General features: G+C 58.3%; 9 protein-coding genes, 2 tRNA genes and 3 rRNA genes. 8 read left to right on the top strand and 6 right to left on the bottom strand.

Annotation, left to right across the window (positions count from 1 at the left end):
• Positions 1-8: 8 nt before the first annotated feature.
• From ccoO to ACJO3T_RS07365, 8 genes are all read left to right on the top strand, one after another.
• Positions 9-617, top strand: coding sequence for a cytochrome-c oxidase, cbb3-type subunit II (gene ccoO / locus ACJO3T_RS07400; protein ID WP_406963577.1), 609 nt, complete (start codon positions 9-11; stop codon positions 615-617).
• Between the two features lie 5 nt (positions 618-622).
• A complete protein-coding gene (locus ACJO3T_RS07395; protein WP_406963578.1) occupies positions 623-808 on the top strand; it encodes a cbb3-type cytochrome oxidase subunit 3 in 186 nt (61 codons plus the stop codon).
• Positions 805-1,698 (top strand): cytochrome-c oxidase, cbb3-type subunit III, encoded by an 894-nt coding sequence (ccoP, locus tag ACJO3T_RS07390; RefSeq protein WP_406978177.1) that lies wholly within the window; start codon positions 805-807, stop codon positions 1,696-1,698. Before ACJO3T_RS07395 ends, ccoP begins: the two co-directional genes overlap by 4 nt.
• 134 nt (positions 1,699-1,832) lie before the next feature.
• On the top strand, positions 1,833-3,275 hold the full coding sequence (ccoG, locus tag ACJO3T_RS07385) for a cytochrome c oxidase accessory protein CcoG (protein ID WP_406978176.1): 1,443 nt from the start codon (positions 1,833-1,835) through the stop codon (positions 3,273-3,275).
• Between the two features lie 52 nt (positions 3,276-3,327).
• On the top strand, positions 3,328-3,864 hold the full coding sequence (locus ACJO3T_RS07380; protein ID WP_406978175.1) for a FixH family protein: 537 nt from the start codon (positions 3,328-3,330) through the stop codon (positions 3,862-3,864).
• Complete coding sequence (locus ACJO3T_RS07375; protein WP_406978174.1) at positions 3,857-6,334, top strand: heavy metal translocating P-type ATPase; 2,478 nt, start codon at positions 3,857-3,859, stop codon at positions 6,332-6,334. Before ACJO3T_RS07380 ends, ACJO3T_RS07375 begins: the two co-directional genes overlap by 8 nt.
• Before the next feature lie 13 nt (positions 6,335-6,347).
• Positions 6,348-6,587, top strand: a complete 240-nt coding sequence (ccoS, locus tag ACJO3T_RS07370; protein ID WP_406978173.1) for a cbb3-type cytochrome oxidase assembly protein CcoS — start codon at positions 6,348-6,350, stop codon at positions 6,585-6,587.
• A 2-nt stretch (positions 6,588-6,589) separates the two neighbouring features.
• The gene (locus ACJO3T_RS07365) at positions 6,590-7,270 is read left to right on the top strand and encodes a sulfite exporter TauE/SafE family protein (RefSeq protein WP_406978172.1); all 681 of its coding nucleotides are present in this window, start codon (positions 6,590-6,592) and stop codon (positions 7,268-7,270) included.
• A 390-nt stretch (positions 7,271-7,660) separates the two neighbouring features.
• Here the strand turns inward: ACJO3T_RS07365 and rrf are convergent.
• The 6 genes from rrf to ACJO3T_RS07335 form a co-directional block, all read right to left on the bottom strand.
• Positions 7,661-7,775, bottom strand: a 5S ribosomal RNA gene (rrf, locus tag ACJO3T_RS07360).
• Positions 7,776-7,852: 77 nt separating this feature from the next.
• Positions 7,853-10,747, bottom strand: a 23S ribosomal RNA gene (locus tag ACJO3T_RS07355).
• 338 nt (positions 10,748-11,085) lie between these two features.
• Positions 11,086-11,161 (bottom strand) — tRNA-Ala (locus ACJO3T_RS07350).
• A gap of 133 nt (positions 11,162-11,294) precedes the next feature.
• Positions 11,295-11,371, bottom strand: a tRNA-Ile gene (locus ACJO3T_RS07345).
• A 107-nt stretch (positions 11,372-11,478) separates the two neighbouring features.
• A 16S ribosomal RNA gene (locus ACJO3T_RS07340) occupies positions 11,479-13,019 on the bottom strand.
• The 16S, 23S and 5S rRNA genes sit together here with 2 tRNA genes alongside, the layout of an rRNA operon.
• 175 nt (positions 13,020-13,194) lie before the next feature.
• Positions 13,195-13,374: hypothetical protein (locus ACJO3T_RS07335; RefSeq protein ID WP_406978166.1), on the bottom strand; the 180-nt coding region annotated here is incomplete at its 5' end.

Raw genomic sequence — 13,374 nt, 5'->3', positions numbered from 1 at the left:
TACGCAAGATGAAACACGAGATTGTAGAAAAGAACATTGGCCTGATGTCTGTGCTGATCCTGCTGGTGATCAGCGGCGGCTTCCTGGTTGAGATCGTTCCCCTGTTCTTCCTGAAAGAGACCAACGAACCGGTGGCCGGCCTTGAGCCGCTGGATGCGCTGGAACTGGAAGGCCGGGATATCTATATCCGGGAAGGCTGCCATGTGTGCCATACCCAGATGATCCGCCCCTTCAGGGCGGAAACCGAACGTTATGGCCACTACTCCGTGGCGGGCGAGTTTGTCTATGACCGCCCGTTCCTGTGGGGCTCCAAGCGTACCGGCCCCGACCTGGCCCGTGTCGGCGGCCGTTACTCCGACGCCTGGCAGCGGATGCACCTGTACGACCCCCGCAGCGTCGTACCGGAGTCCAACATGCCGGCGTTCCCCTGGCTGTTCGAGAACCGGGTAGATCACACCCAGACGGCGCAGAAGATGAAAACCCTGCAGACACTGGGCGTGCCCTATACCGATGAACAGATCGCCGGCGCTGCCGAGCAGGTCCAGGGGCAGTTTGAAATTGATGCACTGGTCGCCTACCTGCAGCAACTGGGTACCGTAATTTCAGACAAGCGGTGATGTCGATGGATATTAATGTTTTGAGAGGCATCCAGACCCTTCTGGTCATGATCGCCTTCTTTGGCATCGTCTGGTGGGCCTATAGTGCCCACCGCAAGAAGCCTAACGACGAGGCAGCACATCTGCCCTTCGACGATGACGACATCGCCGACCGCACTTTGAAACAGGACAAGACGGAGAAGAAACAATGAGTACCTTTTGGAGCATCTGGATCAGTGTGATCGTGCTCGGTACCATTTTCGGCTGCTGGTGGCTGCTTTGGGCAACCCGCAAGAGCCAGACGACCGATACCGAAACTGAAAAAACCACTGGCCACTCCTTCGATGGCATCGAGGAGTATGACAACCCTTTGCCCAAATGGTGGTTTTACCTGTTTATCGCTACCTGTGTCTTTTCACTGGGCTACCTGGCCCTGTACCCGGGTCTCGGTAACTGGCAGGGCCTGCTCGGCTGGAGTCAGGAAAAGCAGTGGGAAGAGGAAATGCAGCAGGCGGAAGCCCGCTACAATGAAATCTATGCCCAGTTTGGCGACGTCCCGATTCCAGAGTTGGCACAGAACGAAGAAGCCAATGAAATGGGTCAGCGCCTGTTCGCCAACAACTGTGCTGTCTGCCATGGCTCCGCGGCCCGGGGATCCATCGGTTTCCCCAACCTGACGGACGATGCCTGGCTCCATGGCGGTGACCCGGAAACCATCGTACAGACCATCCACGATGGCCGTAAGGGCAACATGCCAGCAAAAGGCATGATGCCCAATATGACCTCCGAGCAGGTGGACCAGGTGGTAAACTACGTGCTGAGTTTCAGTGGCCGTGAACAGGACGCAGCGTCGGCAGAAGCGGGAGAGGAAGTCTTCGCCCAGGCCTGCGCGTCATGCCATGGCGCCGATGGCACGGGTAATTATGCCTTTGGTGCCCCCAACCTGACCGACGACAACTGGCTGTATGGCAGCACCTACGACTGGATCGAGGAAACCGTACTCTACGGTCGTCAGAACGAGATGCCTGCCCAGGGCGAACGCCTGAGCGACGACAAGATCCATATCCTCGCCGCCTACGTGTACAGCCTTTCCAACGACTGAAGTCTCCGGCGTCGCCCTGCGGCGCCCGGTGTCTTTTCAACCCTGGGCCTGCCACCACGGACCCAGGCTTGAAAAGATCCCCAAGGACCACACTGCCTACGGGCTGGTCACCTTGTTTCATCGGGAGGTAACTGATGAGCAGTCAGATTCCGGTCAAAGAAATAGACCCGAACACTGACGGCCCCTCCGACAACAACAAAAAGAAGCCGGAAACCGTCGAGCTTTACGCCAGCCGCAAGAAGATCTACGTGCGGGCAGTAACGGGCCTGTTCCAGCGTATCCGCTTCTTCAGCCTGATGGCCCTGATGGGCATGTACTTCCTGTTCGTGTGGGTGACGTTTGACGGTCAACCGCTGATCCATTTCGACCTGCCCGCCCGGGAGTTCCATCTCTTCGGCGGCACCTTCTACCCCCAGGATTTCTTTCTGCTGGCGGCGATGTTGATCATCTGTGCCTTCGGACTGTTCTTTATCACCACCCTGTTTGGCCGGGTCTGGTGCGGCTACACCTGCCCGCAAACCGTGTGGACCTTCATCTTCATGTGGGTTGAGGAGCGTATCGAGGGTAGCCGTAACAAGCGGATAAAACTCGACAAGGCCCCCAACTCTCCTGAAAAGGTCATGCGTAAGTCAGCGAAACACATTGCCTGGCTACTGATTGCCCTGGCCACCGGCCTGACCTTCGTGGGGTATTTCTACCCCATCCGCGACCTGCTGGCGGACCTGGCAACACTGGACGCCAACGGCTGGGCGTATTTCTGGGTCGGCTTCTTCACCCTGGCTACCTACATGAACGCCGGCTGGATGCGCGAGCAGGTGTGCCTGTATATGTGTCCGTATGCCCGCTTCCAGTCCGTCATGTTCGACCGCAATACCCGGGTGGTCTCCTACGATCCCAACCGTGGTGAGCCCCGGGGCAGCCGCAAGAAGTCCGCCGACCGGGAGGAAATCGGGCTGGGCGACTGTATCGATTGCGGTCTCTGTGTGCAGGTCTGCCCCACCGGCATCGATATACGGGACGGCCTGCAATATGAATGCATCGGCTGTGCCCTGTGCATTGACGCCTGCGACAGCGTTATGGACAAGATGGAATACCCCCGTGGCCTGATCCGTTACACCACGGAGAACGAACTGGAAGGTAAAAGCTCGAAACTGCTTCGCCCGCGCACCTTCGGATACGGGGCATTGCTGATGCTCATGATCACCGCGGTTGCGGTTACCATTGCCACCCGGGTACCGGTAGATCTGGATGTGATCCGCGACCGGGGCGCCATGTTCAATTACAATGGCCGGGGCTGGGTGGAGAACACCTACACGCTGAAGATCAACAACCTGTCGGAAGATCCGCGGGAGTATCGTATTGAAGTCAACGGGATCGAGTCGGCCAGGCTGCTCCGCGGAAGTGACCCGGTCAGCGTTGATGCCAGCGGTCACCGATCGGTGCCGGTGGTGGTTGAGGTGGACCCGGAAGACCTGGAAGACATCAATACCGGGATCACCTTCCGCATAGAAGCCCTTGACACCACCAACGTGTCCGATGAAACCGATAGTCAGTTCATTGGTCCAAGACCCCGCTGACCACCAGCCCGGCCCCGGGGCCGGGTGACCTGTTCCCTGAAACGAGTACACCATGTCCGACACCGCGAATACCCACAGCGACGAAGCCAACCGCCCCTGGTACCGACAGCCCTGGTTCTGGTTCCTGGTACTGTTTCCGGCGATGTCCATTACCTACTGCATCATCGCCATTACCATAGCCCTGAACACACAGAGCTCCATGGTGGTGGACGACTATTCCAAGGAGGGGCTTGGCATCAACCAGTCCATGGCCCGGTATGTCCTGGCGTCGGATCTGGGTCTGGAAGCCCGTATCCGTCAGTCCCAGCGCCAACTGGAGGTTACCCTGGAGAGCAGCGCGGCCACTGCGGTGGCACCGGAGTACCTGGTCCTGCAACTGTTCCACCCGACCCTGGGTAAGGAGGACCGGGTAATACAACTCCGGTCTGTCAGCCCCGGCCTCTACCGGGGCCAGATTGCCGGCAATATTGATGGTCGCTGGTACCTTGACCTGAGTGGCCCATCCGCTGACTGGCGTATCAAGGGTGAGGGGCGTTTTCCTGTTGAGTCCGGGATAACGTTGCGCCCCGATGACTCGGACCGTGGCTGATACGCTTTCCTGCTTCCATTGCAGTGAGCCCGTCCGGTCCGCCGGGGCCATCCTCCCCGATCAGGCACATCCAGAACGGGTGTTCTGCTGTCACGGCTGTCGCTCGGTATTCGAAACCATCCACCAGGAGGGACTGGATGGTTTCTACGAGTTCCGCACGGCGCCGGCGGCAACCCCGCGCTCACTCTCCGAACCGGACCTGGAACGGCTTCGGGAGCTGGACCATCCCGCCGCCCAGGAGTCGTTCGTGGCCCCGGTCAGGGGCGCCATGGAAGCACAACTGCTGATCGGGGGCATCACCTGCGCGGCCTGTATCTGGCTGTTGGAGAAGCACCTGGCCCGGTACCCGGGTGTGGAGGCGTTTTCCATCAACCATACCACCCAGCGGGCAAGGCTCGTCTGGTCACCGGACGAGACCCGTCTCAGTGACCTGCTGATCGCCATCCAGGAATTGGGCTACACGGCCTCCCCCTATCACGCGGATGAAGCCGAACAGGCCCTGAAGGCCGAAAACCGTTCCGCCATTATCCGCCTGCTGGTGGCCGGTATCGGCACCATGCAGAGCATGATGCTCGCGATCCCACTGTATTTCGACATGATCAGCGACGTGACGCCGGAGTTTATCCAGCTCTTCCGCTGGTTCAGCCTCTTGGTGGCCACCCCGGTGGTGGCCTACAGCGCCCGCCCGTTTTTCACCAATGCCATCCGCGACCTGAAGGCCCGGCACTTCACCATGGATGTACCCGTGGCCACCGCCATTGGCCTGGCCTACATCGCCAGCGCCTGGGTCACCGTCTCAGGTGGCGGGGAGGTGTATTTCGAGTCGGTCTGCATGTTCACCTTCTTCCTGTCACTGGGCCGCTACATCGAGACCAGGGCACGCTACCGCGCGGGGCTCACCGGCAAGGCCCTGGGCGACTACCAGCCCCGGATAGCCACACTGGTCCGTGACGGGGAATCGGAAGTGGTGCCGGCCCACCAGCTACAGGCAGGCGATCGTATTCGGGTGAAACCCGGGGAGACCCTGGCGGTGGATGGTGTCATCGTCCATGGCCGCTCCACACTTAACGAGGCGGCCCTGACCGGCGAATACCTGCCGGAATCCCACCAACCGGGTGACGAGGTGTTTGCCGGCAGTATCAACGGCGAGAACCCACTGGAAATCGAGGTATCGCGGACCGGCAGCCGTACCCGTCTATCGGGCATCCTGAGGATCCTCGACCGGGTACAGTCCGACAAGCCACGGGTGGCCAGGATGGCGGACCGAATCGCCGCTGTCTTTGTCAGCCGTGTACTGGTGATTGCGCCCCTGGTCTGGTTGGGCTGGTGGCTGGCCGGCTCCGACCATGCCTTCGATATCACCCTGTCGGTGCTGGTGGTAACCTGCCCCTGCGCCCTGTCACTGGCCACCCCCACGGCCCTGACCAGCGCCACGCTGACACTGCGGAAGCTGGGCTTCCTGCCCACCAGGGGCCACACCCTGGAATCCCTGGGAGAGATCGACACCATTGTCTTCGACAAGACCGGCACCCTGACCGAAGGCAGGCTGCATCTGCTGGACACAAGGCCGCTGGGGTCACTGTCGTCCGGACAGGCCCTGGCGGTGGCTGCGGGACTGGAGCGGCATTCGGAACATCCGATCAGTCGGGTATTCGCCGGAATGTCCGCCGAGGAGGTATCCGACGTCCACAATTATCTCGGGGAGGGCCTGACCGGCCAATGGCAGGGTCGACCCGTGGCCATCGGTCATCGGGAGTTTATCGCCACCCATACAACGACAGCCCCTCCCCCGATGCCGGAGGATGACGCCGGCATCGACCTGTGGCTGTCGGTGGACGGCCAGGTCGAGGCATGCTTCCTGATCGATGACCGGATCCGGGACGATGCCCGGGACGCCATCCACACGTTACAGTCCCGGGGAATTGCGACCATCATGCTGAGTGGTGACCGTTCCGGCCACGTGGATCGGGTGGCCAGGGAACTGGGCATCGACCGGGCGATTGGCGGTGCCTCCCCGGAAGCCAAGTTATCGTACCTGCAGGGGTTGGCGGACGAGGACAGGAAGATCATGATGGTGGGAGATGGCCTGAATGACCTGCCTTCCATGGCGGGTGCCACCGTGTCCGTGGCCATGGGCTCCGCCACCGACCTGACCCAATACCGGGCGGATGCCATCCTGCTCAGTGGCAGGCTGTCGCTCCTGGCCAGGGCCATTGACGCCAGCCGGGATACGCGGCGTATCATCCGGCAGAACATGCTGTGGGCACTGGGTTACAACCTGCTGGCCCTGCCACTGGCGGCTGCCGGCCTTGTACCACCCTGGCTGGCGGCCATCGGCATGTCGCTGAGTTCGCTGGTGGTGGTCCTCAATGCACTCAGGCTCAGCCAGGATGCCAGGAGGGAGACGGAAGCGTCTCTCCCCGAACCTGGCGAACAGGGCCAACACAAGATGTCCGCCACGGGCGGATAGAGGTGATTAGCTGGTGAATATAGTCCTCATACTCATTCCCATCACATTGCTGCTGGTGACCGCCGGTATCCTGCTGTTTAACTGGGCGGTAAAAAATGGCCAGTATGACGACCTGGAAGGCCCGGCGCACCGCATCCTCTACGACGATGATCGGGACATGATCCCCGACGACGCCAAGCAGCCCCGGGACGTCGCCCGAGCCGAAACCGGGCGCACTGTCGATCAGGACGAACGGAACGAGCCAAAGGCCTGACCTTGAACGACCTGGCACTGAGCTACCCCGCCGCCTTTGTTATTGGCCTCCTGGGCAGTACCCACTGCCTGGGCATGTGCGGTGGCATCAGTGCGTCACTGTCCATGAGCCTGCCGGTGGGTCGCGGTTTTCGGTTGCGTCAACTCTCCATGCTGCTCGCCTTCAACGGCGGGCGTATCGCCTCCTATGTGGTTATCGCAACCCTCATCGCCTGGCTCAGCGTCAGTGCCACTGGCACCTGGAGCAGCCTGGGACCACCCCTGAGGACATTGGCGGGGCTGCTCCTTGTCCTCATGGGGCTTTCCATGGGCCAGTGGTGGAACGGCATACGCCACATTGAACGGATCGGGGCGCCGGTCTGGCGGCGCCTGCAGCCCATTACCGGCAAGCTGCTACCCGTCCGCAACCCATTCCAGGCGCTCCTGCTGGGCACACTCTGGGGCTGGTTACCCTGCGGACTGGTCTACAGCACCCTGGGCTGGGCCGCCTTGCAACCCACCGTTCCTGCGGCGGCTCTCACCATGCTGTTCTTCGGCCTGGGAACACTGCCGTCCATGCTGGGCACCGGTCTCGCAGCTACCTGGATACAGGCACTTCGCACCAACCGCTGGTTTCGGCAGGTTGCCGGGGCTGCGATGGTGATCTTCGGGGTGTGGACGGTGCCCTGGATGGCGTTTGTTTGAAGCGGTTTGGGGGATTGCGGGGCTGAGAGGCTGCTTTTAACGGAGTGTAAAGCCCTGATGCCGGTTGGTGTCGGGGCTTTTTTATGGTGAGTATTGAGTGCCCCCGTTGCCGGTTTGCACAGACTTACTCCCTCTCCCCCTGAGGGAGAGGGCTGGGGAGAGGGGTAGCGCTCGCAGGGCGCCGAGGAGTTTTGGTGTGGCCCCCAGGCCCTGCTGCGCAGGGCGACGATGACCCGGCCCTTCGCGAGACGCTCCGGGCGTTCGCCCCTGGCAACGCTGCGCGTCGCCTGCCCTGTCGGGCACCGAGGCTCACACTCTCGTAGGTCATCTCTTTCTAACGGCCAATAAAAAACCCCGGCAGCGTTAGCTGTCGGGGTTTTGGGATTAAGAGCCTGACGATGACCTACTCTCGCATGGGCAACGCCACACTACCATCGGCGCTGGTCTGTTTCACTGCTGAGTTCGGGATGGGATCAGGTGGTTCCAGACCGCTATGGTCGTCAGGCAAAACGGTTGATCACTGGGATGGATGAGATTGAAGTGCTTTACGATCAAGGTTATCGCAGTTGTCTTGGGTGTTATATAGTCAAGCCGCACGAGCAATTAGTACCGGTTAGCTCAACGCCTCGCAGCGCTTACACACCCGGCCTATCAACGTCCTGGTCTTGAACGGCTCTTCAGGGGCCTCGAGGGCCCGGGGAGATCTCATCTTGGAAGGGGCTTCCCGCTTAGATGCCTTCAGCGGTTATCCCGTCCGAACATAGCTACCGGGCAGTGCCACTGGCGTGACAACCCGAACACCAGAGGTTCGTCCACTCCGGTCCTCTCGTACTAGGAGCAGCTTTCCTCAAATCTCCAACGTCCACGGCAGATAGGGACCGAACTGTCTCACGACGTTCTAAACCCAGCTCGCGTACCACTTTAAATGGCGAACAGCCATACCCTTGGGACCGGCTTCAGCCCCAGGATGTGATGAGCCGACATCGAGGTGCCAAACACCGCCGTCGATGTGAACTCTTGGGCGGTATCAGCCTGTTATCCCCGGAGTACCTTTTATCCGTTGAGCGATGGCCCTTCCATACAGAACCACCGGATCACTATGACCTACTTTCGTACCTGCTCGACGTGTCTGTCTCGCAGTTAAGCGGGCTTGTGCCATTACACTAACCGCATGATGTCCGACCATGCTTAGCCCACCTTTGTGCTCCTCCGTTACGCTTTGGGAGGAGACCGCCCCAGTCAAACTACCCACCACACAGTGTCCTCATCCCCGATCAGGGGACCAAGTTAGAACCTCAAACATGTCAGGCTGGTATTTCAAGGTTGGCTCCACCGGAACTGGCGTCCCGGTTTCAAAGCCTCCCAGCTATCCTACACAAACATGCTCAAAGTTCACTGTGAAGCTATAGTAAAGGTTCACGGGGTCTTTCCGTCTAGCCGCGGATACACCGCATCTTCACGGCGATTTCAATTTCACTGAGTCTCGGGTAGAGACAGCGCCCCCATCGTTACGCCATTCGTGCAGGTCGGAACTTACCCGACAAGGAATTTCGCTACCTTAGGACCGTTATAGTTACGGCCGCCGTTTACCGGGGCTTCGATCAAGAGCTTCGTCCGAGGACTAACCCCATCAATTAACCTTCCGGCACCGGGCAGGCGTCACACCGTATACGTCCACTTTCGTGTTAGCACAGTGCTGTGTTTTTAATAAACAGTCGCAGGGGCCTGGTATCTTCGACCGGCCTCGGCTCCACCCGCAGGGGTTTCACCTAACGCCGGCGTGCCTTCTCCCGAAGTTACGGCACCATTTTGCCTAGTTCCTTTACCCGAGTTCTCTCAAGCGCCTTGGGATTCTCACCCTGACCACCTGTGTCGGTTTGGGGTACGGGCCCGAGTAGCCTGAAGCTTAGAAGATTTTCCTGGAAGCCTGGCATCAATGACTTCCCGCCCTGAAAGGGCAGTCGTCGTCACGTCTCGGAATTGAGGACCCGGATTTGCCTAAGTCCCCTTCCTACACGCTTAAACCGGGACAACCGTCGCCCGGCTCACCTAGCCTTCTCCGTCTCTCCATCGCAGCTACCCAAGGTACGGGAATATTAACCCGTTTCCCATCGACTACACCTTTCGGTCTCGCCTTAGGGGCCGACTCACCCTGCGCCGATTAGCGTTGCGCAGGAACCCTTGGTCTTCCGGCGTGGGGGTTTTTCACCCCCATTATCGTTACTCATGTCAGCATTCGCACTTCTGATACCTCCAGCATGCCTCTCGACACACCTTCGCAGGCTTACAGAACGCTCCCCTACCCCGCATACTTGCGTATGCAGCCGCAGCTTCGGTGACCAGTTTGAGCCCCGTTACATCTTCCGCGCAGGCCGACTCGACTAGTGAGCTATTACGCTTTCTTTAAAGGATGGCTGCTTCTAAGCCAACCTCCTAGCTGTCTGAGCCTTCCCACATCGTTTCCCACTTAACTGGTACTTGGGGACCTTAGCTGGCGGTCTGGGTTGTTTCCCTCTCCACAACGGACGTTAGCACCCGCTGTGTGTCTCCCGGATAGTACTCACTGGTATTCGGAGTTTGCATCGGGTTGGTAAGTCGGGATGACCCCCTAGCCGAAACAGTGCTCTACCCCCAGTGGTATTCGTCCGAGGCGCTACCTAAATAGCTTTCGGGGAGAACCAGCTATCTCCGGGCTTGATTAGCCTTTCACTCCGATCCACAAGTCATCCCCTGGCTTTTCAACGACAGTGGGTTCGGGCCTCCAGTGCCTGTTACGGCACCTTCACCCTGCTCATGGATAGATCGCCCGGTTTCGGGTCTATGCCCAGCGACTAAGTCGCCCTATTCAGACTCGGTTTCCCTACGGCTCCCCTACACGGTTAACCTCGCCACTGAACATAAGTCGCTGACCCATTATACAAAAGGTACGCCGTCACCCCACGAAGGGGCTCCGACTGCTTGTACGCATACGGTTTCAGGGTCTATTTCACTCCCCTCACAGGGGTTCTTTTCGCCTTTCCCTCACGGTACTGGTTCACTATCGGTCAGTCAGGAGTATTTAGCCTTGGAGGATGGTCCCCCCATGTTCAGACAGGATTACACGTGACCCGTCCTACTCGATTTCACTGAACTCAGGTTTCGGATACGGGGCTATCACCCACTATGGCGGTCCTTTCCAGAACCTTCTCCTACCAGTCGTCCAGCTTAAGGGCTGGTCCCCGTTCGCTCGCCGCTACTAAGGGAATCTCGGTTGATTTCTTTTCCTCGGGGTACTTAGATGTTTCAGTTCCCCCGGTTCGCCTCTTACACCTATGGATTCAGTGTAAGATACCGACCCGAAAGTCGGTGGGTTTCCCCATTCAGAGATGCCCGGATCACAGCTTGTTTGCCAGCTCCCCGAGCCTTATCGCAGGCTTCCACGTCTTTCATCGCCTCTGACTGCCAAGGCATCCACCGTATGCGCTTAGTTGCTTGACTATATAACCCCAAGACAACTGACCTGCGCCTCATCGTTCAACAGGAAATCGCCAACCACCGAAGTGATTCACCATTTCTCGCTTCTCGACGAGATTCAGAGACAGCCGACTGAAGCTATAAACAACCACTTCAACGACACACCGGATAACGCTTGATCGTTATCGCTGAGATTGACTCTGAACTAGAAGAATCAATCTCGTGTTTCAATCTCATCCGAATTGTTAAAGAGCAATTCTGACCCAGTGATCAGAAAGAAGGGCTTCGATGGTCATCAATTCGAAACACTTGTTTCTGCACACTGACTTGCGTCAGGTATTCAGGGATCGTCGACCAGGTTTTGGTGGAGCCAGGCGGGATCGAACCGCCGACCTCCTGCGTGCAAGGCAGGCGCTCTCCCAGCTGAGCTATGGCCCCTAATATCAGCCACTCACCAAGCCGGCAAACCGTGTTCACTCGCCGTACTCGGAAAATTGATCAGATCTAGGCGCGCCAAGGTGAAGCGTACATCAGTACGCGAGTCCTGGCGCAACGACGAGCTGGTCAATTTTGGTGGGTCTGGGTGGACTTGAACCACCGACCTCACCCTTATCAGGGGTGCGCTCTAACCACCTGAGCTACAGACCCGGTTTTGCTTGTCACAAACAAGCCAAGTCGGGCCCGAAAGACCCTTTGCTCTCTTCTCATTGACCAAGTAATTCGTGTGGACTCTGACCGAAACCTCCAGCTATCGTTAAGGAGGTGATCCAGCCGCAGGTTCCCCTACGGCTACCTTGTTACGACTTCACCCCAGTCATGAACCACACCGTGGTGATCGTCCTCCCGAAGGTTAGACTAACCACTTCTGGTGCAATCCACTCCCATGGTGTGACGGGCGGTGTGTACAAGGCCCGGGAACGTATTCACCGCGACATTCTGATTCGCGATTACTAGCGATTCCGACTTCACGCAGTCGAGTTGCAGACTGCGATCCGGACTACGACGCGTTTTATGAGATTAGCTCACCCTCGCGGGGTTGCAGCCCTCTGTGCGCGCCATTGTAGCACGTGTGTAGCCCTGGCCGTAAGGGCCATGATGACCTGACGTCATCCCCACCTTCCTCCGGTTTGTCACCGGCAGTCTCCCTAGAGTTCCCACCATGATGTGCTGGCAACTAGGGATAAGGGTTGCGCTCGTTACGGGACTTAACCCAACATCTCACGACACGAGCTGACGACGGCCATGCAGCACCTGTGTTTGGGTTCCCGAAGGCACCAATCCATCTCTGGAAAGTTCCCAACATGTCAAGGCCAGGTAAGGTTCTTCGCGTTGCGTCGAATTAAACCACATGCTCCACCGCTTGTGCGGGCCCCCGTCAATTCATTTGAGTTTTAACCTTGCGGCCGTACTCCCCAGGCGGTCTACTTAGTGCGTTAACTGCGCCACTAAGACTTCAAGAGTCCCAACGGCTAGTAGACATCGTTTACGGCGTGGACTACCAGGGTATCTAATCCTGTTTGCTCCCCACGCTTTCGCACCTCAGCGTCAGTATTGGTCCAGGTAGCCGCCTTCGCCACTGGTGTTCCTTCCTATATCTACGCATTTCACCGCTACACAGGAAATTCCACTACCCTCTACCATACTCTAGCCTGACAGTTCGGAATGCCGTTCCCAGGTTAAGCCCAGGGCTTTCACATCCCGCTTATCAAACCGCCTACGCGCGCTTTACGCCCAGTAATTCCGATTAACGCTTGCACCCTCCGTATTACCGCGGCTGCTGGCACGGAGTTAGCCGGTGCTTCTTCTGCAAGTAACGTCAAGCATGCTGGGTATTAGCCAACACGTTTTCCTCCTTGCTGAAAGTGCTTTACAACCCGAAAGCCTTCTTCACACACGCGGCATGGCTGGATCAGGGTTGCCCCCATTGTCCAATATTCCCCACTGCTGCCTCCCGTAGGAGTTCGGGCCGTGTCTCAGTCCCGATGTGGCTGATCATCCTCTCAGACCAGCTACGGATCGTCGCCTTGGTAGGCCATTACCCCACCAACTAGCTAATCCGACATAGGCACATCCAATAGCGCAAGGTCCGAAGATCCCCTGCTTTCCCCCGAAGGGCGTATGCGGTATTAATCCGGGTTTCCCCGGGCTATCCCCCACTACTGGGCAGTTTCCTATGCATTACTCACCCGTCCGCCGCTCGACAGCGGGGAGCAAGCTCCCCCTGTTTCCGCTCGACTTGCATGTGTTAGGCCTGCCGCCAGCGTTCAATCTGAGCCATGATCAAACTCTTCAGTTTAAATCATACAAGATCCGAAGATCTCTAATCTTGCTCAAGACAAAACTCATTCTCGACGAGTCGCTTGCCTCGATTATCTGTCGCCAGATAGTCTCGGCCAGCGCCCACACGAATTACTTGGTCAACTTGTTAAAGAGCGTTGAGCATCTGCTCAATCAAGGCCGCGTATTCTACATCAGATCGCCACCTTGTCAACGATTATTTCAAGGTTTTTAACGCCGCTCCCGAAGAAGACCTGAACCGCAAAAACCCAAATCAAACAACCGCTTACTTCGCCTTCCCGTTCAAGCCTCATGGGCCGTGTCCGTCGAAGTGGGGCGCATTCTACAGCCTCACCGATTCCTGTCAACGGCCA

Origin of the sequence: Marinobacter shunpengi (assembly GCF_045449715.1) — a bacterium.
Taxonomy (GTDB): Bacteria; Pseudomonadota; Gammaproteobacteria; order Pseudomonadales; family Oleiphilaceae; genus Marinobacter.
This window is presented reverse-complemented; position numbering and strand designations above follow the sequence as displayed.